The organism is Rhodosalinus sp. (genome assembly GCF_046542825.1).
Classification (GTDB): domain Bacteria; phylum Pseudomonadota; class Alphaproteobacteria; order Rhodobacterales; family Rhodobacteraceae; genus Rhodosalinus.
Genome location: NZ_JBKHAQ010000002.1, coordinates 48,429 through 71,202 on the forward strand (window position 1 = coordinate 48,429; position 22,774 = coordinate 71,202).

Annotated in this window: 23 protein-coding genes; 14 read left to right on the forward strand and 9 right to left on the reverse strand. The window is 70.3% G+C overall.

Annotation, left to right across the window (positions count from 1 at the left end; genetic code table 11):
• Positions 1 to 45: 45 nt before the first annotated feature.
• Complete coding sequence (locus tag ACLFOB_RS00685) at positions 46 to 912, reverse strand: DMT family transporter (protein WP_410924332.1); 867 nt, start codon at positions 910 to 912, stop codon at positions 46 to 48.
• Positions 909 to 1,571, reverse strand: a complete 663-nt coding sequence (gene mnmD / locus ACLFOB_RS00690) for a tRNA (5-methylaminomethyl-2-thiouridine)(34)-methyltransferase MnmD (RefSeq protein WP_410924334.1) — start codon at positions 1,569 to 1,571, stop codon at positions 909 to 911. The genes ACLFOB_RS00685 and mnmD overlap by 4 nt, the downstream gene beginning before the upstream one ends.
• 57 nt (positions 1,572 to 1,628) lie before the next feature.
• On the opposite strand from mnmD, the gene ACLFOB_RS00695 reads away from it, so the two are divergent.
• Positions 1,629 to 2,669 carry an NAD(P)/FAD-dependent oxidoreductase gene (locus ACLFOB_RS00695; protein ID WP_410924336.1) on the forward strand — a complete coding sequence of 347 codons (1,041 nt, stop codon included), beginning with the start codon at positions 1,629 to 1,631 and terminating at the stop codon, positions 2,667 to 2,669.
• Positions 2,670 to 2,676: 7 nt separating this feature from the next.
• On the opposite strand, the gene ACLFOB_RS00700 is transcribed toward ACLFOB_RS00695, so the two are convergent.
• From ACLFOB_RS00700 to sfsA, 3 genes are all read right to left on the reverse strand, one after another.
• The gene (locus ACLFOB_RS00700) at positions 2,677 to 3,219 is read right to left on the reverse strand and encodes an NADPH-dependent FMN reductase (protein ID WP_410924338.1); all 543 of its coding nucleotides are present in this window, start codon (positions 3,217 to 3,219) and stop codon (positions 2,677 to 2,679) included.
• 527 nt (positions 3,220 to 3,746) lie between these two features.
• A complete protein-coding gene (gene map, locus ACLFOB_RS00705; RefSeq protein ID WP_410924340.1) occupies positions 3,747 to 4,619 on the reverse strand; it encodes a type I methionyl aminopeptidase in 873 nt (290 codons plus the stop codon).
• Positions 4,620 to 4,683: 64 nt separating this feature from the next.
• Positions 4,684 to 5,391 carry a DNA/RNA nuclease SfsA gene (gene sfsA, locus ACLFOB_RS00710; RefSeq protein ID WP_410924342.1) on the reverse strand — a complete coding sequence of 236 codons (708 nt, stop codon included), beginning with the start codon at positions 5,389 to 5,391 and terminating at the stop codon, positions 4,684 to 4,686.
• A 50-nt stretch (positions 5,392 to 5,441) separates the two neighbouring features.
• Here sfsA and ACLFOB_RS00715 point away from each other — a divergent pair, with 50 nt between their 5' ends.
• The 5 genes from ACLFOB_RS00715 to ACLFOB_RS00735 all read left to right on the forward strand — a co-directional run bounded on the left by ACLFOB_RS00715 (position 5,442) and on the right by ACLFOB_RS00735 (position 10,216).
• Positions 5,442 to 6,164: a competence/damage-inducible protein A gene (locus ACLFOB_RS00715; protein WP_410924344.1), complete on the forward strand. Its 723-nt coding sequence runs from the start codon at positions 5,442 to 5,444 to the stop codon at positions 6,162 to 6,164.
• Positions 6,161 to 6,901 (forward strand): GNAT family N-acetyltransferase, encoded by a 741-nt coding sequence (locus ACLFOB_RS00720; RefSeq protein WP_410924346.1) that lies wholly within the window; start codon positions 6,161 to 6,163, stop codon positions 6,899 to 6,901. The genes ACLFOB_RS00715 and ACLFOB_RS00720 overlap by 4 nt, the downstream gene beginning before the upstream one ends.
• Positions 6,902 to 6,904: 3 nt before the next feature.
• Complete coding sequence (locus ACLFOB_RS00725) at positions 6,905 to 7,471, forward strand: peroxidase-related enzyme (RefSeq protein ID WP_410924348.1); 567 nt, start codon at positions 6,905 to 6,907, stop codon at positions 7,469 to 7,471.
• Positions 7,446 to 8,396: an OmpA family protein gene (locus tag ACLFOB_RS00730; protein ID WP_410924350.1), complete on the forward strand. Its 951-nt coding sequence runs from the start codon at positions 7,446 to 7,448 to the stop codon at positions 8,394 to 8,396. The genes ACLFOB_RS00725 and ACLFOB_RS00730 overlap by 26 nt, the downstream gene beginning before the upstream one ends.
• A gap of 74 nt (positions 8,397 to 8,470) precedes the next feature.
• Positions 8,471 to 10,216, forward strand: coding sequence for a SulP family inorganic anion transporter (locus ACLFOB_RS00735; RefSeq protein WP_410924352.1), 1,746 nt, complete (start codon positions 8,471 to 8,473; stop codon positions 10,214 to 10,216).
• Between the two features lie 165 nt (positions 10,217 to 10,381).
• Here ACLFOB_RS00735 and ACLFOB_RS00740 read toward each other — a convergent pair whose 3' ends face one another.
• Both ACLFOB_RS00740 and ACLFOB_RS00745 read right to left on the reverse strand, forming a co-directional pair.
• Entirely contained in the window at positions 10,382 to 11,287 is a 906-nt protein-coding gene (locus tag ACLFOB_RS00740; RefSeq protein WP_410916487.1) for a LysR family transcriptional regulator, read from the reverse strand.
• 223 nt (positions 11,288 to 11,510) lie between these two features.
• Positions 11,511 to 13,532, reverse strand: coding sequence for an FAD-dependent oxidoreductase (locus ACLFOB_RS00745; protein WP_410924353.1), 2,022 nt, complete (start codon positions 13,530 to 13,532; stop codon positions 11,511 to 11,513).
• Between the two features lie 129 nt (positions 13,533 to 13,661).
• Between ACLFOB_RS00745 and ACLFOB_RS00750 the strand changes: the two genes are divergently transcribed.
• The 7 genes from ACLFOB_RS00750 (at position 13,662) to ACLFOB_RS00780 (ending at position 19,404) form a co-directional block, all read left to right on the forward strand.
• On the forward strand, positions 13,662 to 14,588 hold the full coding sequence (locus tag ACLFOB_RS00750) for an AEC family transporter (RefSeq protein ID WP_410916484.1): 927 nt from the start codon (positions 13,662 to 13,664) through the stop codon (positions 14,586 to 14,588).
• A gap of 12 nt (positions 14,589 to 14,600) precedes the next feature.
• Positions 14,601 to 15,293: a nitroreductase family protein gene (locus ACLFOB_RS00755; protein ID WP_410916483.1), complete on the forward strand. Its 693-nt coding sequence runs from the start codon at positions 14,601 to 14,603 to the stop codon at positions 15,291 to 15,293.
• A 255-nt stretch (positions 15,294 to 15,548) separates the two neighbouring features.
• Complete coding sequence (fghA, locus tag ACLFOB_RS00760; protein WP_410916482.1) at positions 15,549 to 16,379, forward strand: S-formylglutathione hydrolase; 831 nt, start codon at positions 15,549 to 15,551, stop codon at positions 16,377 to 16,379.
• Positions 16,376 to 16,825: a YaiI/YqxD family protein gene (locus tag ACLFOB_RS00765; RefSeq protein ID WP_410916481.1), complete on the forward strand. Its 450-nt coding sequence runs from the start codon at positions 16,376 to 16,378 to the stop codon at positions 16,823 to 16,825. The genes fghA and ACLFOB_RS00765 overlap by 4 nt, the downstream gene beginning before the upstream one ends.
• A gap of 124 nt (positions 16,826 to 16,949) precedes the next feature.
• Positions 16,950 to 17,570, forward strand: coding sequence for an HAD family hydrolase (locus ACLFOB_RS00770; protein ID WP_410924354.1), 621 nt, complete (start codon positions 16,950 to 16,952; stop codon positions 17,568 to 17,570).
• Positions 17,567 to 18,484, forward strand: a complete 918-nt coding sequence (locus ACLFOB_RS00775; RefSeq protein WP_410924356.1) for an ornithine cyclodeaminase family protein — start codon at positions 17,567 to 17,569, stop codon at positions 18,482 to 18,484. The genes ACLFOB_RS00770 and ACLFOB_RS00775 overlap by 4 nt, the downstream gene beginning before the upstream one ends.
• Complete coding sequence (locus ACLFOB_RS00780; protein WP_410924357.1) at positions 18,484 to 19,404, forward strand: alpha/beta fold hydrolase; 921 nt, start codon at positions 18,484 to 18,486, stop codon at positions 19,402 to 19,404. Before ACLFOB_RS00775 ends, ACLFOB_RS00780 begins: the two co-directional genes overlap by 1 nt.
• A 145-nt stretch (positions 19,405 to 19,549) precedes the next feature.
• Here the strand turns inward: ACLFOB_RS00780 and ACLFOB_RS00785 are convergent, their stop codons facing one another.
• Together ACLFOB_RS00785 and ACLFOB_RS00790 are read right to left on the reverse strand one after the other, a co-directional pair.
• Entirely contained in the window at positions 19,550 to 20,536 is a 987-nt protein-coding gene (locus ACLFOB_RS00785; protein ID WP_410916477.1) for an NAD(P)H-dependent flavin oxidoreductase, read from the reverse strand.
• On the reverse strand, positions 20,533 to 21,327 hold the full coding sequence (locus ACLFOB_RS00790) for an oxepin-CoA hydrolase, alternative type (protein ID WP_410924359.1): 795 nt from the start codon (positions 21,325 to 21,327) through the stop codon (positions 20,533 to 20,535). Before ACLFOB_RS00790 ends, ACLFOB_RS00785 begins: the two co-directional genes overlap by 4 nt.
• Before the next feature lie 105 nt (positions 21,328 to 21,432).
• On the opposite strand from ACLFOB_RS00790, the gene zapE reads away from it, so the two are divergent.
• A complete protein-coding gene (gene zapE / locus ACLFOB_RS00795; RefSeq protein ID WP_410916475.1) occupies positions 21,433 to 22,500 on the forward strand; it encodes a cell division protein ZapE in 1,068 nt (355 codons plus the stop codon).
• The last annotated feature ends 274 nt before the right edge of the window (positions 22,501 to 22,774 follow it).

Below are 22,774 nucleotides of genomic sequence, written 5' to 3' on the forward strand. Positions count from 1 at the left end.
GCCTGCGGATTTTCGATCGAAAATCCGCAGGCGCATGTGCCGATGTCAGCCACGCAGCTGCGCGCGCCAGAGCGTGAAGAGCCCCGCGCCCACCACCAGCGCCGCACCCAGCGCCACGTTGGGGGCCACCGTCTCGTCGAAGACCGCGATTCCGATCGCGCTCGCGAAGACGAGCTGGAGGTAGGCGAAGGGCTGCACCGCGCTCGCCTCCGCAACCTCGTAGCACTTGATCAGCGTGAAATGCCCCAGCGCGCCGGTCAGGCACAAAGAACCCATCCAGACCCAGTCGGGCGGCGTCATCGGCTCCCAGACCCGGAGGCCTGCGCCGGTCATCACCACCGCGCCCACCACGCCCGTCCAGAAGAAGCTGGTGGCGGCACTGTCGGCGCGGGCGGCGAAGCGCGTGAGCAGCCCGTAAAGCGCGAACATCAAGGCGGCGAGCAACGGAACGGCGGCCTCCAGCGCGAAGACGCCGAAGCCGGGCTCGAGGATGATCAGCACACCCAGGAAGCCAACGCCGATCGCTACCCAGCGCCGCCAACCCACCCGCTCGCCCAGCACCGGGCCAGAGAGCGCCGCAATCAGCAGCGGATAGCAGGCGAAGACTGCGTGGCTTTCCACCAGGCCCAGCAGCGTGAAGGCCAGCACCATGACGCAGATCTCGACCGACAGCAGCGCGCCGCGAAAGACCTGCAATCCGGGCTGGCGCGTGGCCGCGGCCGCGCGCAGGCCCCCAGCGCGCCGTGCGGCCACCGTCATCACGAAGGCGGCGAAGAACCAGTAGCGGATCATCACCACCATCAGCACGTTGTATTCGCCGGCCAGATGACGAGAGATGCCGTCCTGCACCGCGAAGACGAAGGTGGTGGCCACCATCAGCCAGATGCCGAGGCGGGTGTCCTGCGCCCTCATGCCAGCCGTGCGCGCGTCATGTGCCGTTTCGCGCCGTAGCCCGGGGCGCGGGTGACCTCGAAACCCGCGGCGGCCAGCGCGCGCCGGACGTGGCCCGCGGCGGTGTAGGTGGCCGCCGTGCCGCCCATAGCCGTGTGGCGCGCGACCTCGGCCAGCAGGGCAGGTTCCCAGAGTTCGGGGTTCTTGGCCGGCGCGAAGCCGTCGAGGAACCACGCATCCGCCTGCCCCGCCCAGTCCGGCAGGGTCCGCCGTGCGTCCCCCTCGACCAGGCGGAAGTCAAGGTCGGGCAGGCGGATCGCCGGTGTGCCCCAGTGCGGTGCCAGATCCTCCGCGAGCGGGGCGAGGACCGGAAAGCCCGCCTGCGCGCGCTGCATCGCCTCTGCCGGCAGCGGCCAGGCCTCGAAGCTGGTGTAGCGCAGCAAGCCTGCCTGCCCGCTCGCGCGCCAGAGCGCGAGCGCGGCCAGCAGGTTGAGCCCGGTGCCGAAGCCGAGTTCGGCGATGTGAAATCCGGGGCGGAAGCGCGCCGGCAGGCCGTTGCCCGCAAGAAAGACGTGCCGCGTTTCGGCCAGACCGTCATGAAGCGAGAAGTAGGGGTCGTCGAAGCGCGTCGAGACCGGCACCGCGCCGCGCCATTCGACCCCTGCGCTCTGGTCCTGCATCCGTCGCTGTCCTAGGCTGTCCTTCGACCGGCTGGACACTGGCGAAGGGGCGCGGAAATGACAATGCCAGAGGTGACGGTGCGCGGCGCGGGCATCTTCGGCCTGTCGGTGGCCTGGGCCTGCGCGCGGCGCGGCGCGCGGGTGACGGTGGCCGATCCGAATGGGGTGGGCGCAGGTGCGTCCGGCGGACTGGTGGGCGCGCTTGCGCCCCACGCGCCGGAGCAGTGGAGTGAAGCCAAGGCCTTTCAGCTGGAAAGCCTGCTGATGGCGGGCGACTGGTGGGCCGAGGTGCAGGCAACAGGCGGTGTCGATCCCGGCTACGCCCGCGCGGGCCGCCTGCAGCCCGTTGCGGACGAGGCCGCGCTCGCCCGCGCGCGTGAGCGCATCGCCGGGGCCGAGGCACATTGGCAGGGGGTCGCGACGTGGGAGGTGATCCGCGCGGACGCGGCAGGGCCCTGGGCGCCGGTGTCGCCCACCGGCTGGCTGGTCCGCGACACACTCTCGGCACGCCTGCATCCCCGCCGGGCCTGCGCCTCGCTGGCGGCCGCCCTGCGCGCCCGCGGCGCGTGCATCGGTGCGGACGCGCAGGAGGCCGGACTGACGGTCTGGGCCACCGGCGCGGCAGGGCTTGCAGAGGCTGACCTGGGGCGCGGCGTGAAAGGGCAGGCCGCGCTTCTGCACTTCGAGGCGCACGAGCATCCGCAGGTCTACGCGGGCGGCGTGCACATCGTGCCGCACATGGACGGGACCGTGGCGGTGGGCTCGACCACCGAGCGGGACTGGAACGACCCGGACGGCACCGATGCGCAACTCGAGGACGTGCTGGCGCTGGCCGTGCAGGCGATGCCCGTGCTGTCCGGCGCGCGTGTGGCGGAACGCTGGGCCGGGCTGCGGCCCCGCGCCCGCTCGCGCGCGCCGGTGCTGGGGCGGCATCCGGCCCGCCCCGGAGCCTTCATCGCCAATGGCGGTTTCAAGATCGGCTTCGGCATGGCCCCTCTGGCAGCAGAGGTCATGGCGGACCTTCTGCTCGAGGGCCGGGACCGGATACCGGAAAGCTTCCGCCCCGAGAGGAGCCTGACCGCCGCTCTGCGGCCCTGACGGGGCCTTACCGCTCTGCCGCGTCCCGCAGCCGCGCCATGAGCGTGTCCAGAGACGTCGCATAGCTTTCGGTCACCAGCCGGTCCCCGGCGTCGAAATGATCCCCGGCGCCTGCCACCATCACCATCGGATACTCCAGCACGGCGGGCCGGAGCGGAACCAGACAGGCACGCAGCATGTATTGCCCGGTCTCGCCGCCGGTTCGTCCGGCATTGGCCGAGATCACGGCGGTTGGCTTGTCGCCCAGCGGGAAGCCTTCTGCCCGGCTGATCCAGTCGAGCGCGTTCTTCATCACGCCCGTCACGCCCTTGTTGTATTCGGGCGAGGCGATCACGACCGCGTCGGCCAGCGCGACCGCCTCGGTCAGCCGGCGCACGGACTCTGGCAGGCCCTCGCGCTCTTCAAGGTCGCCGTCGTAGAGCGGCAGGCGGAGGTCGCCCTCCAGATAGGTCGCGGGCGCGAAGCGGCGCACCGCCTCTGCCAGCAGCTTGCGGTTGAACGAGCCCGCGCGCAGCGACCCGGACATGCCAAGAAGCGTGAGATCGGCCATTCCTGCTCCACTATTGCCAGATGCTGCATAGCTGGGACAGACTACAGGAACGACAAGGGCAAAGGAGCCGCCAAGCCCTCCGCGACCGCCTCGCAGCCGTTCGGGGTCCTGTTTCGTTCCGAGGCGCCGGAGGAAGAGGCGCGGCCGGCTCCGCGCCCGGGCCGGAGCGCGCCGCTCCTGATGGGCGACATCGTGACGGCTCACCGCGGCGAGACGCTGTTCCTGTCCGAGTGGCGCCGCGCCGAGGCCGCGCGCGACGCGACAGGCTGACTTCGGCCCCCTATCCGGAACCAAGCCGCCGCTGCACGCCGCGCGATCCTCTTGCGTCGACATGCACTGGGGCGCGCGATTTTTCGGACGAAAAATCGCCATACGCCCGGCGAGTCTTCCGAAGAATTTTCGATCGAAAATTCTTCTTCAGGCGGATGGGTGCTCGTGGACCGCGATCGGGTCACGCGCGACACCGTCCTTCGATGGTCTGGAATGCCCCTGTTGCATTGCCGCGTCGGCCAGCGCCGAAGGCAAGATCAGGCGACCTCGAAGGTCGGGTGGAAGCGCCCCGCGGGCGACAGGGTGAAGATGTCCGCGCCGTCGCGGGTCACGCCGACCGAATGCTCGAACTGTGCCGAGAGCGACTTGTCGCGGGTGATCGCGGTCCAGTCGTCGGCCAGCACCTTCGTCTCGGGGCGCCCGAGGTTCACCATCGGCTCGATGGTGAAGAACATCCCTTCCTCCAGCACAGGGCCGGTGCCGGCGCGGCCGTAGTGCAGCACGTTCGGCGGGGCGTGGAAGACACGACCCAGACCGTGACCGCAGAAGTCGCGGACCACAGACATGCCCTGCGCCTCGACGAAGGACTGGATCGCGTGGCCGATGTCGCCGAAGGTGTTGCCTGGCTTCACGGCTTCGATCCCAAGCATCAGCGCGTCGTGCGTCACCTGAATCAGCCGCCTTGCATAGGGTTTGGGCTCTCCGGCGACATACATCCGCGAAGAGTCGCCGTACCAGCCGTCGACGATCACCGTGACATCGACATTCAGGATATCGCCGTCCTTGAGCACGTCGTCGGTCCGCGCGAAGGAGTCGTTCTTCCATTTCGGGATCTTGCTGCCCGGGATGCCGTGGCAGACGACGTGGTTCACGCTGATGCATGACGCGTGCCGATAGCCCTTGTAGCCGATGGTGGCGGATTGCGCGCCCGCCTGATCCACCCGGCGGGTGATGTAGGCGTCGATCTCGGCCGTGGTGGCGCCGGGGCGCACCAGCGCGATCACCTCGTCGAGGATCTCGGCGGCGAGCCGTCCGGCCTTGTGCATTCCGGCGAAATCGGCCGGGTCGTGGATGCGGATGCCGTCGCGTGTCAGGCGCCCGCGGTGATCCTGGTTCAAGTCGCGCTCCATCGGCGGTCTCTCCGTCACCCCGTCATTTATGCAATTTTGTCTCCAAGGGCCAGTGCACCGCCTGTCACGGCACCAGGAGGCGGAGGAGCCCCGCCGCCTCGATGCCCTCCGGCTTGATCCGGGTGCCGAGCGCCAGCGCCTCGACGCCGTCCGCGCGCGCGGCGGCGAAGGCCGCGGCATAGCCCGGGTCGATGTCGGCAGCGAGCCCCACCTCGCGCGCATCCGTCCGCTGCACGAGGTAGAGCAGGACGGCGCGATGCCCTGCCCGCGCCATCGCGGCAAGCTCGGCCAGGTGCCGTGCGCCGCGCGCCGTGACCGCGTCGGGAAACTCGGCCCGCCCCGCCGCGCGGCTCAGGGTGACGCTTTTCACCTCGACGTAGGCGTCCGGCCGCCCGCCGCCGGACAGCAGGAAGTCCACGCGGCTCTTCTCGCCGTAGCGCACCTCGGGGCGCAGGCTGTCGTATCCGGCCAGGTCCGCCACGGCGCCGGCCTCCAGCGCCTCGCGGACGATCCGGTTGGCGGCCCCCGGGTCGACGCCGGTGAAATGGCCATCCGGGTGCTCCACCAGCCGCCAGGCGAACCTCAGCTTCCGCTTCGGGTCGTCGTTGGGCTCCAGCCAGATGCGCGCGCCGGGCTCGGCCAGGCCCAGCATCGAGCCGGGGTTGCCGACATGCGCCGTCACCTCGCGCCCGTCGTCCAGCCGCGCGTCGGCGAGGAAGCGCTTGTAGCGGCGGATCAGCCGGCCGGGCAGCAGAGGGGTTTGAAAGCGCATGACGCCGCGCTTACAAGGGCGCAACCAGCCCGGCAAGGAGCGTCACTGCCATGCCCAATCCCACCGCCGCGATGCTCGTGATCGGGGACGAGATCCTCTCCGGACGGACGCGCGATTCCAACATGCATCATCTTGCGGGCGAGTTGACGCGCGTGGGCATCGACCTGCGCGAGGTGCGCGTGGTGCCCGACGACCGCGCCGCCATCATCGCTGCAGTCCAGGCGCTCGCGGAGCGGTGGGATCACCTCTTCACCTCGGGCGGGATCGGCCCCACCCATGACGACATCACGGCAGAGGCGGTCGCGGCGGCCTTCGGCCTGCCCATCGGCGTGCGCGCCGACGCCCGCGCGGTGCTGCAGGCGCATTACGACGCGCAGGGGCTTGAGCTGAACGAGGCGCGGCTGAGGATGGCGCGCATCCCCGAGGGCGCCACGCTGATCGAGAACCCGATCTCGGCCGCGCCGGGCTTCACGCTTCGCAACGTGCATGTCATGGCGGGCGTGCCCACGATCTTCGAGGCGATGGTGGCCAGCGTTCTGGCGACGCTGGTGGGCGGTGCGCCGCTCCTGTCGCAGACGATCACCGTGCAGCGGGGCGAAGGCGACGTGGCGCCGATCCTGAGCGAGGTGGCAGAGGCGTTCCCCGATCTCTCCGTCGGCTCCTACCCGTTCCTGCGCGGGGGCGTGCACGGGGTCAACGTGGTGGTGCGGGGCACCGACAAGGCGCAGGTGGACGCGGCGATGACGCGGCTTTCGGGAATGCTGGAGGCATGAGCGCCGAGGCGCTGGCCCTGCTGGAGGTGAACGAGGCGACATGGCCGCCCGCGCGTCGGTGGCGGCTGGGTCCCTGGATTCTGCGGGACGGGCAGGGCGGCGGCAAGCGCGTCTCTGCCGCCACGGTGGCCGAGCATGGCGTGGTGCCCGACGCCCCCGCGCTGGCCGAGGCAGAAGCGGCGATGGCCGGGATGCGGCAGGCACCGCTCGTCATGGTGCGGCCCGGCGAAGAGGCGCTGGATGCGATGCTGGAGCGGGCAGGGTATGCCATGCTCGACCCCAGCGTGATCTACGCGGCCCCCATCGGGCGGCTGACCGACCGCGCGGTGCCGCGGCTGGCCGCGCTCACCGTCTGGGAACCCCTGCAGATCATGCGCGAGATCTGGACCGCGCACGGCTTCGGCCCCGCGCGGCAGGCGGTGATGGAGCGCGCGCCGCAACCCAAGACCGGGCTGCTGGCGCGGCAGAACGACCACCCGGCCGGCACCGGCTTCGTCGCGGTCCATGACGGCGTGGCGATGGTGCACGCGCTGGTCGTCGTGCCGGGCGAGCGGCGGCAGGGAGCGGCGGAATGGTTCATGCGCGGCGCGGCCGTCTGGGCCGAGGCGCACGGTGCCACCCGGATCGCCGCCATCGCCACGCGCGACAACGCGGCGGCGGCGGGGCTTTATGGCAAGCTCGGGATGGGGCAGGCTGGGGTCTATCATTACCGCATCAAGCCCGTGGAGGGGCGCTGAGAGATGGACGAAAAGCCGACCGCGCTGGACCTGCCCCCGGTCGATCCGCTGCCCGAGGCAACGCGGAAATATTTCGAGGTCTGCGAGGACAAGCTTGGCATGGTGCCCAACGTCCTGCGCGCCTACGCCTTCGACACCACCAAGCTGGACGCCTTCACGGCGATGTACAATGACCTGATGCTGGCCGACTCGGGGCTGTCCAAGCTCGAGCGCGAGATGATCGCGGTGGTCGTCTCGGCTGTGAACCGCTGCTATTACTGCCTGACGGCGCATGGCGCGGCGGTGCGGCAGTTGTCGGGCGATCCGAAGCTGGGCGAGATGCTGGTGATGAACTGGCGGGTTGCCGAGCTGGACGCGCGGCACACCGCGATGCTGACCTTCGCGGAGAAGGTGACGAAGGCCAGCGCGGAAATCTCCGAGTTCGACCGCGAGGCGCTGCGCAGCGTCGGCTTCTCGGACCGCGACATCTGGGACATCGCGGCGGTGGCGGGCTTTTTCAACATGACGAACCGGGTGGCCAGCGCGACCGCGATGAAGCCCAACGATGCCTATCACGCGCAGGCGCGCTGAAGCGGCCCTTGCGGGGCTCTTCCTGCTCGTCGCCGGGCCGGTCCCCGCCGCCGTCGAGCTCGATCTGCCCGCGGGCGCCGGTCTTGCCGCGGAAGAGCAGAGCGCGCGCGACAGCCACCTTGTGCCGGCCGGCTCCTGGAGCGCCGAGGACGGCGTGCCCGGCCTGCGCGCCGAGGGCACCGTGACGCGCCGGGTCTGGCGCTTCGACGGGCCGGGCCGCACCACGCTGCAACTGATTGCGCCTCTGCGCGAACAGCTTCGCGCGCAGGGATTCGAGGTGCTCTTCGAATGCCGCGACCGTGCCTGCGGCGGCTTCGACTTCCGCTTCGAGATCGAGGTGCTGCCGGCCCCGGCGATGTATGTGGACCTCACGCGCTACAGGTTCCTGTCGGCGCTGCGCGTGCGCGGGGACGGGGCCGCCGACCACGTCACGCTCCTGGCCAGCCGGACGGACAGGGCAGGATATCTGCAGCTGGTCCATGTGGCGAGCGGCGGCGCGGCGCCTTTGGAAACACGCGCGCCGGCGGCGCAGACGGCCGCTCCCGCGCTGCCGCTTGCAGAGGCGCTCGAGGCGCGCGGGCACGCGGTGCTGGAGGGGCTGGATTTCGCAAGCGGCTCGTCGGAGCTGTCGGACCGTGTCTATCCCGTTCTGGAGGCGCTGGCGGCCTATCTTGTCGCCGATGAAGGCCGCGTCGTCGTGCTTGTCGGGCATACCGACGCGGTGGGCGCGCTCGACGGCAACGTCGCCCTGTCGCGCGCGCGGGCAGAGGCGGTGCTGCGCCGGCTGGTGGAGCGGCACGGCGTGCCGCCCGCGCAACTGCGGGCCGAGGGCGTGGGCTATCTGGCCCCCGTGGCCACGAACCTGACGGCAGCGGGCCGCGAGGTCAACCGGCGGGTCGAGGCGGTGCTGGCCTCTGCCGACTGAAGTGCCGTGCGGTCCCTTTACTTATTCCAGGTTCTGAATACATAGCACGCAAGCCCCAGGACCGGAGACGCCCCATGTCCCTGCCGAACCGCGCCGCGCTGGAGCGGCACCTGCCCATCCTGCAATGGTCACGCGGCTACACGCGCGACACGCTGACCTCGGACGTGGTCGCGGCGGTGATCGTGACGATCATGCTGATCCCGCAGTCGCTGGCCTATGCGCTGCTGGCGGGGCTGCCTGCGGAGATGGGGCTTTACGCCTCGATCCTGCCGCTGGTGGCCTACGCCATCTTCGGCACCTCTCGGGCGCTGGCGGTCGGCCCTGTCGCGGTGATCAGCCTGATGACCGCGGCTGCCATCGCCAACCTCGGCATCACCGATCCCGCGCAATATGCGGCCGCCGCGATCACGCTTGCCTTCCTCTCCGGCGCGATCCTGACGGTCATGGGGGTCTTTCGGCTGGGGTTCCTGGCGAACTTCCTGAGCCATCCGGTGATCGCGGGCTTCATCACAGCATCCGGAATCCTGATCGCCACCTCGCAGCTCAAGCATATCCTGGGCATCGAGGCGCAGGGGCATACCCTGCCGGAACTGGTGACCTCGCTCTGGGCGCATCTGCCGGAGACGAACCTCTACACCCTCGCCATCGGCGTCGCGGCGACGGCCTTCCTGTTCTGGGTGCGCAAGGGGTTCAAGCCGCTTCTGCTGAAAACGGGGATGAAGCCGCGACTGGCCGACATCCTGGCCAAGGCGGGGCCGGTGCTTGCCGTTGCGGTCACGACACTGGTCGTCTTCGGCTTCGGGCTGGGCGAGCGGGGCGTCGACATCGTGGGCACCGTGCCGCAGGGGCTGCCGCCGCTCACCGCGCCGCGGCTCGATCTCGACCTGATCGCGCAGCTTTTCGTGCCGGCGCTGATGATCTCGATCATCGGATTCGTCGAATCGGTCTCGGTCGCGCAGACGCTGGCCGCGAAGAAACGCCAGCGCATCGTGCCGGACCAGGAACTGGTGGGCCTTGGCACGTCGAACATCGCGGCCTCGATCACCGGCGGCTATCCCGTCACCGGCGGCTTCGCCCGGTCGGTGGTGAACTTCGACGCCGGCGCCGAGACGCCGGCGGCCGGCGCCTACACGGCCGTGGGCATCCTGGTCGCCGCGCTGCTGCTGACGCCGCTGCTGTTCTTCCTGCCCACGGCGACGCTCGCCGCGACGATCATCGTTGCGGTGCTGAGCCTCGTGGACTTTTCCATCCTGCGCCACGCCTGGGGCTACTCCAGGGTGGATTTCGCCGCCGTCTCTGCCACGATCCTGCTGACGCTGGGCTTCGGGGTTGAGGTGGGCGTGGCCGCGGGTGTCGCGCTGTCGATCGCGCTGCACCTTTACAAGACCTCGCGCCCGCATGTGGCCGAGGTGGGCCGCGTGCCCGGCACCGAGCATTTCCGCAACATCCTGCGCCACGAGGTCGAGACGCATCCCGCGGTCGTCACGCTGCGGGTGGACGAAAGCCTCTATTTCGCCAACGCCGCCTTCCTGCAGGATTACGTCTACGACCGCGTGGTGAAGGACAAGGACGTGCGCCATGTGGTGCTGATGTTCTCGGCGGTGAACGAGGTGGATCTCTCGGCGCTCGAAAGCCTCGAGGCGATCAACCGGCGGCTGGCGGACATGGACATCCGCCTGCACCTGTCCGAGGTGAAGGGGCCCGTGATGGACCGGCTCAAGCGCAGCCATTTCCTCGACGACCTGAGCGGCAAGGTCTTTCTTTCCCAGCACGACGCGATGCGCGCGCTTGCCCCGAAGAAGCCGCGCGCGGCGGAATAGGCCCCTCGTCTTCCGAGCGCGCCCTCGCGCGGGCTGTTTCGCGTGGCTTCGGCCCCTCGCGCGTCCGACAGGAACCCATGTGTCCGCGGCGGGCCGGGTGGCGACAAGGAAGCTCCGGCGTGACCGACGCGCCGGAGCCTCCGGTCCCCCCGGGGACGGAAGCCCTTACCAGTCGGCGGGCCCCTTTTCGGCGAAGGCGTGCACGAGGAAGTCGATGAAGGCGCGGACCTTGGGCTGCGTGAAACGGCCCGGTGGATAGACCGCGTAGATGCCCTGTGTCTCCATCGGCAACTCCGGGATCGCGTCCACGACGTGGCCCTCGGCCATCGCCGGCGCATAGAGGAACGACGGCAGATAGGCGATGCCCAGGCCCGCGACGCAGGCATTGAGCAGCGACTGCCCGTCGTTGACGCTGAGCCAGCCGGCCGTGCGGACCTGACGTTTCTCGCCCGAAGGGGCGGTGATGCGCCAGACGCTGCCCGACGACTGGCTGGAATAGTGCAGCAGCTTGTGTTCGTTCAGGTCGTCGATCCGGCTGGGCCGGCCGTGGCGCTGGAAGTAGGAGGGCGCACCGACCATCCGCTTCGCCGTATCTGCAAGCTTGCGGGCGCGCAGGCTCGAATCCTGCAGGTCGCCGATCCGCACTGCCATGTCGAAGCCTTCCGAGATCAGTTCGACGTAGCGGTTGTTGAGCACCATGTTGATGCTGATGTCGGGAAACTCGTGCAGGAACTCGCCCAGGATCGGCGAAAGGTGATTCACCCCGAAGTCCGTCGCCACCGAGATGCGCAGCAGGCCCGAGGGCGCGGACTGCATCGAGGTGACAAGCGCGTCGGCCTCGCCTGCATCGTTCAGCACGCGCCGCGCCCGGTCGTAATAGGCCAGGCCGATTTCCGTGGGGCTCACGCGCCGCGTGGTGCGGTTGAGCAGCCGTGCGCCCAGCCGTGCCTCAAGGCTCGCCACATGCTTGGAGACGGCGGACTTGGAGATGCCGAGCTTTCTCGCCGCGTCGGTGAAGCCGCCCTGGTCCACGACAGTCGCGAAAGCCTCCATTTCCGTCAGTCGGTCCATTACGTCACCTCTTCCAACGCCTGTCGCACGGGGTCCTGAGTCGCCCGGAATTCGGGCGGTTTTGGGACGGAGGGCCGACAATACGAGGGAGCTTCATGGAGGCGCCGCCACAGCGGAAACGTTCCGGCGCCAGGCATTGGACGAAGAATTTCCTGCGAAAATTCCTCTGCCGGCGGGCGTGGCTGTCCGCAAATCCTCCGGTCGAAGGATTTGGGGACAGCGGTCAGAGCACGGCGGCCAGTCGCGTGCCCTGGTCGATCGCGCGCCTGGCGTCGAGCTCTGCCGCCACGTCGGCGCCGCCGATGACATGGGCCGGGATGCCGCGCTCAGCCAGTTCAGAGGCCAGGCTGCGCTCGCTCACCTGCCCGGCGCAGAGCACGATGGTATCGGCCTCGATCAGCGTGGGCCGCTCGCGCGCCTCGCCGAAGGAGACGTGCAGGCCCTGCGCGTCGATGCCTTCGTAATTGACCCCGGCGATCATCTCGACGCCCTTCATCTTCAGGCTCGCCCGGTGGATCCAGCCGGTGGTCTTGCCCAGCCGCTTGCCCGGCTTCTCCTGCTTGCGTTGCAGCAGCGTGACCTGCCGCGCGGGCGCGGTCGGCTGCGGTTCTGCCAGGCCGCCGCGCGTTTCCGACGGGTGGCCAACGCCCCATTCCCGACGCCAGAGCGCAAGGTTCCCGGTCGGGCTTTCGCCCTCGTGCACAAGGAACTCCGCCACGTCGAAGCCGATGCCGCCCGCGCCCACGATGGCCACGCGCCTGCCCACCGTGGCGCTGCCGCGCAGCACGTCGGCATAGCCCACCACGTTCGGCCCGTTCTGTCCCGGGATGCCGGGATCGCGCGGCAGCACACCGGTGGCGATCACCACCTCGTCGAAGCCGGCCAGCGCCTCTGCCGTCCCCGCCTGCCCCAGCCTGACGGTGACGCCGTGCACCTCCAGCATCCGCTGGTACCACTCGACCAGGCCGTCGAACTCCTCCTTGCCCGGAATCACCCGCGCCATGTTGAGCTGGCCGCCGATCACGCTGTCCTTGTCGAACAGGGTCACGTCGTGCCCGCGCTCGGCCGCGGTGATCGCGGCCGAAAGCCCTGCAGGGCCGGCGCCAACGACGGCGACGGTCTTCTTCACCTCGGCGGGCGCGATCACCAGCTCCGTCTCGAAGCAGGCGCGCGGGTTCACCAGGCAGGAACTGACCTTCATCTGGAAGGTATGGTCGAGGCAGGCCTGGTTGCAGGCGATGCAGGGCGCGATCTGATCCGCCCGGCCCTCCATCGCCTTCTTCACGAAATGCGCGTCTGCGAGGAAGGGGCGTGCCATGCTCACCATGTCGGCGCAGCCCTCGGCCAGCACCTTTTCCGCGACCTCCGGCGTATTGATCCGGTTCGAGGTGATGAGCGGCACCGAGACCTCGCCCATCAGCCGCTTGGTGACCCAGGCGAAGCCTGCGCGCGGGACCGAGGTGGCGATCGTGGGCACCCGCGCCTCGTGCCAGCCGATGCCGGTGTTGATGATGTCCGCGCCCGCCGCCTCGACCGCCTTGGCCAGTTGCACGACCTCCTCGTGGGTCGAGCCGTCTGGAACCAGATCGATCATGGAGAGCCGGTAGATCACGATGAAGTCGTCCCCGACGGCCGCCCGCACGCGGCGCAGGATCTCCACCGGCAGGCGCATCCGGTTCTCGTAGGAGCCGCCCCAGCGGTCGGACCGCTTGTTGACGTGGGTCACGAGGAACTGGTTGATGAAATACCCCTCGCTGCCCATGATCTCGACGCCGTCGTAGCCCGCCTCGCGGGCGCGCGCGGCCGTGGTGGCAAAATCGGCAATCTGCTTCTCGATCCCCGCCTCGTCCAGTTCGTGTGGCACGAAGGGCGAGATCGGAGACTTCACCGGCGAGGGCGCGACACAGTCCTTGCCGTAGGCGTAGCGCCCGGCATGCAGGATCTGCATCGCGATCCTGCCGCCCGCCTCGTGCACCCGGTCCGTGACCATGCGGTGATGCGCGATGTCCTCGTCCGAAAAGAGCCCCGCCGCGCCCGGAAAGACCGCGCCCTCGCGGTTGGGCGCGATGCCGCCCGTCACCATCAACCCGACCTCGCCGCGCGCACGCTCTGCGTAGAACTCCGCGATCCGGTTCCAGTCGCCCACCTCTTCGAGGTTGGTGTGCATCGAGCCCATCAGCACGCGGTTCTTCAGCGTCGTGTGCCCAAGGTCGAGCGGGCGCAGCAGATGCGGATAATCGGTCATGGTGCCTCCCTCGCGGTCCATCCAAGAGATGGCGCGCAAGGGCGCCTGTGTCACGCGGAAACACCGCGTCGGCCCCGCGGTCGCACGGCAGATTGACGCGCCCCTTCGCCCACCCTACCGAAGCGCAGGATGCTGGAGATCTTCCTCGAAACGCTGCCCTTCTTCGGGTTGATCGGCCTTGGCTACTCGGCCGGGCGCACGGGGTTCTTCGGCGCGGAGGCCACGGCCTATCTCACCAAGTTCGTGTTCTACTTCGCGCTTTCGGCGATGCTGTTCCGCTTCGCGGCGAACCTGTCGCTGGGCGAGGTGCTGAACTGGCGGCTGGTGGGTGCCTATCTCTGGGCGACGGCGCTTGTCTATGCGGTGGCGATGCTGGTGGCCTTCCTGCGCCGGCTCGACACGCCCACCGCGGCGGTCGAGGCGCAATGCGCGGCGATCGGCAACACGGGCTTTCTGGGCGTGCCGATGCTGACGCTGCTTCTGGGGCCCGACGCGATCGGCCCGATCATGCTGGTGCTCGCCGTCGACCTGATCGTGTTCTCCAGCCTGATCGTGATCCTTGTCACCGGCGCGCGCGACGGTCGCATGTCGGTGCGGATCCTCGGCACCGTCGGGCTGGGGCTGTTGAAGAACCCGATGATCGTGGCGATCTCGCTTGGCTTCCTGTGGTCGGCTGCGGGTGTTCCCATACCCGGCCCGGCAAACGACTTCCTCGCCCTGCTTGGGGCCGCGGCCACGCCCGGCGCGCTCTTCGCCATCGGTGCCTCGCTGGCCAGCAAATCGGCCGAGCGGGTCAGCATCGCGGTCTGGCTCAGCTTCGCCAAGCTGGTGCTGCACCCCGCGGCCGTGGCGCTCGCGGTCTTCGTGCTGTTCCCGGTGGACGCCTACAGCGCAGGTGTCGTCACCGCCGCGGCGGCCTTGCCCGTGGCGGGCAATGTCTACATTCTGGCGCAGCATTACGGGGTCGCGCCGCAGCGCGTCTCGGCCGCGATCCTGATCTCGACGGCGGCCAGCATCCTGACCGTCACCTGGATCATCGCGCAGCTGCCCGGCTGAGGGAGAAGGGCCATGTTTCACACCGGAGAGGTCGTCTACGAGCCGCTGCCGCTGCCCGACCGGCGCGAGATGACGGACGAGCAGATGCGCGCGGCCGCCCGCGCCGTCCATGACGATATGCGCAGGCGGCATTCGGTGCGCGATTTTTCCGACCGCGCGGTCCCCGAAGAGGTGATTGCCGACTGCGTGCGCACGGCCGGCACCGCGCCCTCGGGCGCGAACCACCAGCCCTGGCATTTCGTGGCGATCGCCGATCCGGCGATGAAGGCCCGGATCCGCGCGGCCGCCGAGGCGGAGGAGGAAAGATTCTATGCCGGCGGCGCGGGCGCCGAATGGCTGCGCGCGCTGGAGCCCATCGGGACGGGCGCGGAGAAGCCGCACCTGACAACCGCGCCCTGGCTCATCGTGGTTTTCGCCCAGCGCTACGGGGTGACGAAGGACGGCGAACGCTACAAGAACTACTACGTGCCCGAAAGCGTGGGCATCGCCACCGGCTTCCTGATCGCGGCGCTGCACCGGGCCGGGCTGTCGTGCCTGACGCATACCCCTAACCCGATGAAGTTCCTCAACGAGCTCTGCGACAGGCCGGAGCACGAGAAGCCGGTGATGATCCTGGTCGTGGGGCATCCGGCGCCGGGGGCGACCGTGCCGCGCGTGGCCAAGATGAAGAAACCGCTGGAAGAGATCCTGACGCTGCGGCGCTGACGCCGGCCAGGCGGGGCCTGTCGCCTGCGCGCCCAGGCGCGGGATGCCCGCCCGCACTCTGTGCCTGTGGTCCGTTGGAACCGCCCGTGCGCCCCTGACCTGCCGGTCCGCCCGCGGACATCGTGATTGGACGGGCCGCCTCCGGCGGGCATCCCGGCGAGCCTGGCAGGTGGCCGCACCACGGTCTTGCGTTTGCCGCCGCGTCCGGGCCTGTTAAGCACGCTGGCGACACATCCACGAAAGGACGCCGCGCCCATGCAGACCGTTTCCGAGAATCGCGCCTTTGGCGGCGTGCAGGGGGTCTATACCCACACCTCCGCCGCCTGTTCCTGCGACATGACCTTTGGCCTCTTCCTGCCGCCACAGGCCGCACGCGGGCCGGTGCCGGTACTGTGGTATCTCTCGGGGCTCACCTGCACGCACGAGAACGCGATGATCAAGGCGGGCGCGCAGGGCTGGGCGGCGCGGCACGGGATCGCCGTGGTCTTTCCCGACACCAGCCCACGGGGCGAGGGCGTGGCGGACGATGACCACTACGACCTTGGACAGGGTGCGGGCTTCTACGTGAACGCCACGCAGAGCCCCTGGGCGCCGCATTTCCGCATGTGGGACTACGTGGCAGAGGAGCTTCCCGCCCTGCTGTCCGAGCATTTCGCCATCGACCCCGCCCGGCAGGCGATCACCGGCCATTCGATGGGCGGGCACGGTGCGCTGACGCTGGCGATGGGGCTGCCGGGGCGCTACGCCTCGGTCTCGGCCTTCGCGCCGATCGCGCATCCCACATCGGCCGACTGGGGGCGCAAGCAGCTGGATGCCTACCTCGGCCCGGACGAGGCGGCCTGGGCGGCGCATGATTCGACCCTGCTGATGCGCGCGCAGGGCTTTGCTGGCCCCGTGCTGATCGACCAGGGACTGTCGGACCAGTTCATCGACACGCTGAAACCCGAGGCGCTGGCCGAGGCGATGGCGGCGCGCCGTCAGGCGGGAACGCTGCGCCTGCAGACGGGCTACGATCACAGCTATTTCTTCGTGGCGAGCGTCATGGAGGATCACGTCGCCTTCCACGCCGAGGCGCTGGGCGCGTGACGGTCTACGTCGATGCCGACGCCTGCCCGGTCAAGGCCGAGGCCGAGCGGGTGGCGACCCGGCATCGCGTGCCGCTCAAGCTGGTCAGCAACGGCGGGCTGCGCCCCTCGGCCAACCCGCTGGTGGAGGTGATCGTGGTGCCCGAAGGCCCCGACGAGGCAGACCGCTGGATCGCGGAGCGCGCGGGGCAGGGGGACGTGGTGGTGACCGCCGACATCCCGCTGGCCGCGCGCTGCGTGGAGGCGGGCGCGCAGGTGCTCAAGCCCGACGGCGCGGCGCTCAACGCGCGCAACGTGGGCCAGGCGCTGGCGATGCGCGACCTGATGACCGACCTGCGCGCCGCGGATCCTTTCCGCCAGGGCGGCGGGCGCAGCTTCGGCAAGGCGGATCGGTCGCGCTTTCTCGATGCGCTGGAGCGGGCGCTGCGCGCGGCTTCGCAGGCCTGAGCGGACGGCTTTACAACGCGGCGCGGCTCGCGTTTCCTGACGTGGGCGCGAGGCAAAATCCTTGGAAGGATTTTGCAAGGCGCTTGCAAGCGCCTTGCCCCCGGCCGAAAGCGAAAGGAGAGCGATGCAACCCCATGCGGTGATCTTCGACATCGGCAACGTGCTGATCGAATGGCAGCCCGAGCGGTTCTACGATGCGGAGATCGGCGAGGCGCGGCGGCGCGCGATGTTCGCCGCCGTCGACCTGCACGGCATGAATGACGAGGTGGACCGCGGCGCAGACTTCCGCGAAACGATCTATGCCACCGCCGAGCGCCACCCCGAGTTCCGCGACGAGATCCGCATGTGGCACGACCGCTGGATCGAGCTCGCGCAGCCCGTGATCCCGCAGTCGCTGCGCCTTATGCAGGCGCTGCAGGCACGCGGCGTCCCGGTCTTCGCGCTGACCAACTTCGGCATCGGCAGCTTCGAGGTGGCCCGCGGCCACTATCCCTTCCTGGAGGCCTTCGACCGCGCCTTCGTGTCGGGGCACATGGGCGTGATCAAGCCCGAGCCCGAGATCTATGCGATGGTCGAGGCGGAAACGGGCCTTGCCCCCGAGCGACTGATCTTCACCGACGATCGCGCGGAAAACCTCGCCGCCGCCGCCGCGCGCGGCTGGCAGACGCACCATTTCACCGGTCCCGCCGGCTGGGCGCGGCGCTTGGTCGCGGCGGGCCTGCTCGACGACAGGGAGGCGGCTTGAGCGTTCCCGTCATTCCCTTCGCCGAAGGCGAGGCGCGGCTGGACTGGCTGGCGCTCTGCGACGCCTTCGAGGCCGGCCACCGGATGCCGCGCGCCGAGATCGGCGACACCTTCCTTTACCGCGGTGCCGACACGCTGCTGTCGCGCGCGGCCTGGATCGACGGGCTGGGCATCGCGGTGAAAACTGCCACCATCTTTCCCGGCAACGGCGCGCACGGGCTGGCCAGCGTCAACGGCGGCGTGAACCTCTACGCCGACGACACGGGGCTGCTGGAGGCGATCGTGGACTTCCACCTCGTGACCAAGTGGAAGACCGCCGGTGACAGCCTGACCGCCGCGCGCCGGCTCGCCCGGCCCGACAGCCGCGAGATCCTGATCGTGGGCGCGGGCACCGTGGGCCGCTCGCTGCGCGAGGCCTACGGCACGGCCTTTCCCGATGCGCGCTTCACCCTCTGGAACCGGTCGCGCGTGCGGGCCGATGAGATGGCCGCCGACTTTCCCGGCACGGTCGTGGCCGACGACCTGGAGGCGGCGGTGCGCGCCGCCGACATCGTGACCTCGGCCACCATGACGAAGGCGCCGCTGATCCGCGGCGACTGGCTGCGCCCGGGCCAGCACCTCGACCTGATCGGCGCCTTCCGCCCCGACATGCGCGAAGCCGACGATGCGGCGCTTGCCCGCGCGCGCGTCTTCGTCGACAGCCGCGACACCACCCTGGGCCACATCGGCGAGTTGAAGATTCCCGTCGAGGCGGGCGCCTTCCGCGCCGAGGACATCGTCGCCGACTATTACGACCCGCCCGACCGGTTCCGCCGCGAGAGCGACGAGGAGATCACCCTCTTCAAGAACGGCGGCGGCGCGCATCTGGACCTGATGTGCGCGCGCTACATCCTCTCGAGGTGGCAGGCCGGCTGATGGGATGGTGGCTCGTCCTTCTGCTGGCGCTGGCCGCGCCCTTCGCGCGGGAGCGGCTGCGCCCGGGCCTCGACGACCGCGCCCGACGCGGCGCGCCGGGTCAGTTCGCCCCGCTGCCGGAGGGCACCACGCATTACCGCTGGCTGGGCGCGGCGCGCGGGCCGGTCGCGGTCTGCATCCATGGCCTGTCCACCCCCTCCTTCGTCTGGGAGGGGCTGGCGCCGCGGCTGGGCGCGCTGGGCTTCCGCGTGCTGATCTACGATCTTTACGGGCGCGGGTATTCCAACCGGCCGGCAGGGCGCCAGAACGCGGATTTCTTCGTCGAACAGCTTGAGGCGCTGCTCGAGGATCAGCAGATCGAGGGGGACGTGTCGCTCTTCGGCTACTCCATGGGGGGCGCCATCGCCACGGCCTATGCCGCCCGCCACCCGGAGGTGCGCCACCTTATCCTGCTGGCGCCCGCGGGGATGCAGGTCAGCCTCGGCAGGCCCGCGCGCGCGGTGCGCGACCTTCCCGTCCTGGGCGACTGGGCCTTCCACCTCGCCTGGCCCCGGATCCTGCGGCAGGGCATCGAGGCCGAGCGCGAGCTGCCCTCCAGCGTGCCGGACATCCACGACCGCCAGCTTGCCGAACTGGGGCGCCGCGGATACCTGCCTGCCGTGATCTCCAGCCTGCGCGGCATCCTCTCCCGCCCGCTGGAGGACGAGCATCGCCGCGTGGCGGCGACCGGCCTTCCCGTGCTTGCGCTCTGGGGCGAACGGGACGAGATCATGCCGCAGTCCAGCCTCGGCCGGCTCGCGGAATGGAACCGCGATGCCGTGCAGGAGGTAATCTCGGGCGCGGGGCACGGCCTGCCCTATACCCACACGGAGGCTGTCGCCGAAGAGATCGCCCGTTTCGTGGCCGAGCGCCCGCACTGAGCCGGCGCGGATCGCCCCTTCGCCCTCGGCGTGGCGCGCAAATCGCGCCTTTGCCCGGGGTCCTTCTTCCTGGAGTGAAATACTCCGGGGGAGGCGGCCGCAGGCCAACGGGGGCAGCGCCCCCTTGCGACGCCGCAGCAGGCGCTCAGACCGGCCAGCGCGCCAGCGTTGCCGCCAGCGCCGCGCGCGCCTGCGCGTAGTCCCGCGCCAGTTCGTCGACCAGGGCCGCGGCGGGCCGCACCGCGCGCACCGCGCCGATGCCCTGGCCCGCGCCCCAGACCTCTTTCCAGGCCTTGGGCTTGGCGCTGCCGGCACCGAAATCCATCTGCGTGGCGTCCGCGGGCAGCGCATCGGGGTCCATCCCGGCGCGCGCGATCGAGGGGCGCAGGTAGTTGCCCGACACGCCCGTGAAGAGCGCCGAGGTCACGATGTCCTCTGCCCCGCTTTCCACGATCATCCGCTTGTAGGGCTCGGGCGCCGCGGCTTCCTCGGTCGCGATGAAGGGGGAGCCGATGTAGCCAAGGTCCGCGCCCGCCGCCTGCGCCGCCAGCAGCGCGCGGCCCGTCGAGATCGCGCCCGACAGAAGCAGCGGGCCGTCGAACCACGCCCGGATTTCCGACACCAGCGCAAAGGGCGACTGCGCGCCCGCGTGCCCGCCCGCGCCGGCGGCGACCGCGATCAGCCCGTCGGCGCCCTTGGCGATGGCCTTGCGCGCGAAGGTGTCGGTGGTCACGTCGTGCAGCACCAGGGCACCGCTCGCGCGCGCCGCCTCGAAGACCTCTGGCCGCGCGCCCAGCGAGGTGATCCAGATCGGCACGCGCCAGCGGCAGAGGATCTCCACGTCGCGCTCCAGCCGCGCGTTCGAGCGGTGCACGATCAGGTTGACCGCATAGGGCGCAGCGGGCCGGTCCGGGTGGTCGCGGTCGTGCGCGGCCAGCGCCTGCGTGATCCGCTCCAGCCAATGCTCCAGCTCCACCGGCGCGCCCTCTGCCTCGCGCGCATTGAGCGCCGGAAAGCTGCCGACGATGCCAGCGGTGCATTGCGTGATCACAAGCTCCGGCGAGGAGACAAGGAACATCGGCGCGCCCACCACCGGCAGGCGCAGCCGGTCGAAGATCCCCGGCAGCGTCATCCGCCGAACTCCGGCCTGCGCTTTTCGAGGAAGGCGGCCAGCCCCTCGCGCGCCTCCGGTCCGAAGCGGGCGGTGTTGATGCCCTCGGCCTCCAGATCGAGTTGCGCGGCAAGGTCGTTGCGCCCCGCCGCCGCGATCTCGGCCTTGATCCGCGCCATCGCGCCACGTGGCCCCTCGGCCAGCCGCGCGGCCAGCGTCACGGCCTCGTCGAGCGCATCGCCCGGCGCGGCCAGCAGGTTCACGACCCCCGCCTCTGCCAGGCGCTCGGCCAGGATCGGGCGGCCCAGCAGGCAAAGCTCGGTGACAAGCTGTCGGGGCAGCGCGGCAGACAGGAAATGCGTGACGCCGCCGTCCGGCGTGAGCCCGATCTTGACGTAAGCCACGGTGAACTTCGCCCCCGCCGCCGCCACCACCATGTCGCAGGCCAGCATCAGCGACAGGCCCGCGCCGGCAGCCCCGCCCTCGACGGCCGCCACCACCGGCACGGGGCAGGCGCGGACCGCCTTGATCATCGCGCCCAGCGCATCGGTATTGGCCGTGGCCTCGGACAAGGTGCCCTCCGCGCTCGCCTTCAGCCGCGCGACGTTGCCCCCGGAGGAGAAGAAGCCGCCTTCGCCCGCGATCAGCACGGCGCGCACCGCCGGGTCGTTGCCCGCGTCGATCACGGCCGCCTGGATCGCCCGGTAGGCCGGTGCGCTGATCGAGTTGCGGGTGGCTGGACCGTCAAGCGTGATGCGGCGGACGGGGGCTGCGCCGTCGTCGTGGATGCGGGTCTCTGGCGCGTCGGACATGGGCCGGCTCCTTGTCAGGCTTGGCTGCGGCCATAGCCCCGCGGCGGCCCGGCCTCAAGGGCGGCAGGCTTCCCGTCGCCGCGCGGGCACGCTAGTCAGGCGCGCATGGCGACCGTGATGCAGGATCTCTATGCCGACCGGGTGGCGCGCGGGGCGATCGACCCCGACCCCGCGCAGGAGGCTGTGCTGCCCGAGTTCGAGCGCATCGTCGAAGGGCTGGCGCAACCCGCCAAGCGCGGGCTCTTCCGGCGCGCGCCCGAGCCGCCCAGGGGCCTTTACCTCTGGGGCGGCGTGGGGCGCGGCAAGTCGATGCTGATGGACCTTTTCGCCGGCGCGCTGACGGTGCCTGCGCGCCGCGTCCACTTCCACGCCTTCATGCAGGAGGTGCACACCGGCATGACGGCGGCCCGCGCGCGCGGCGTGGACGACCCGGTGAAGCCCGTGGCCAGAGGCATCGCGGACGCGATCCGCTGCCTCGCCTTCGACGAGATGCAGATCACCGACATCACCGACGCGATGATCGTGGGACGCCTCTTCGAGCAGCTCTTCGGCGCGGGCGTGGTGGTGGTGGCCACCTCGAACCGCCCGCCCGACGATCTCTACAAGGACGGGCTCAACCGCGCGCTCTTCCTGCCCTTCATCGACCTGCTGAAAGAGCGCATGGTGGTGCGGGAACTGGCGGGAGAGACCGACCATCGGCAGGACCGGCTGGCCGGCAGCCCGGTCTATTTCACCCCCGCCGATGCCAGGGCGCGCGCACGGATCGACGCGATCTGGCAGGGGCTGACCGGCGGTGAGACCGCGCCGCTCGCCCTGCGGGTCAAGGGCCGCGACGTGGTGCTGCCCGAGTTTCACAACGGCGCCGCGCGGGCGCGGTTCTTCGAGCTGTGCGGTCAGCCGCTTGGGCCTGCCGACTACCTCGCCATCGCCGAGGCGGTGCGCCTGCTGGTCATCGACGACATCCCGTGCCTGTCGCGGTCGAACTTCAACGAGGCGAAACGCTTCGTCACGCTGGTGGATGCGCTCTACGAGGCGAAGGTGCGGCTGATCTGCTCGGCCGCCGCCGAACCCGAAAGTCTTTACGTCGAGGGCGAGGGCAGCTTCGAGTTCGCCCGCACCGCCAGCCGGTTGCGCGAGATGATGAGCCACGGCTGGGGGCAGGGCGCGGGCTGAGGCGCCCGACCGCGCGGGTGGCCGCCTCTGCCCCGCTGCCCTCGCGCCTGCCGGCAGAGCAGGTCCCCGCAGGGAACATCCCGGCCGGCAAGGCGTCCCGCGCGTCGCCCGTCGCGCGTCCCGCCCCGATGCCCTCGTGCTGTCTGCTCGCAATGCTTCGGTCTGTCTCGGGCCCGCCCGCCACCGGCGCCCTCCCGCGCGGTCGCGTCGCGAACGGGCGCCGCGCCGGAGCGGGTCGCCCGGGCTCATCTCTTTCAATGGTCCTCAAATACCC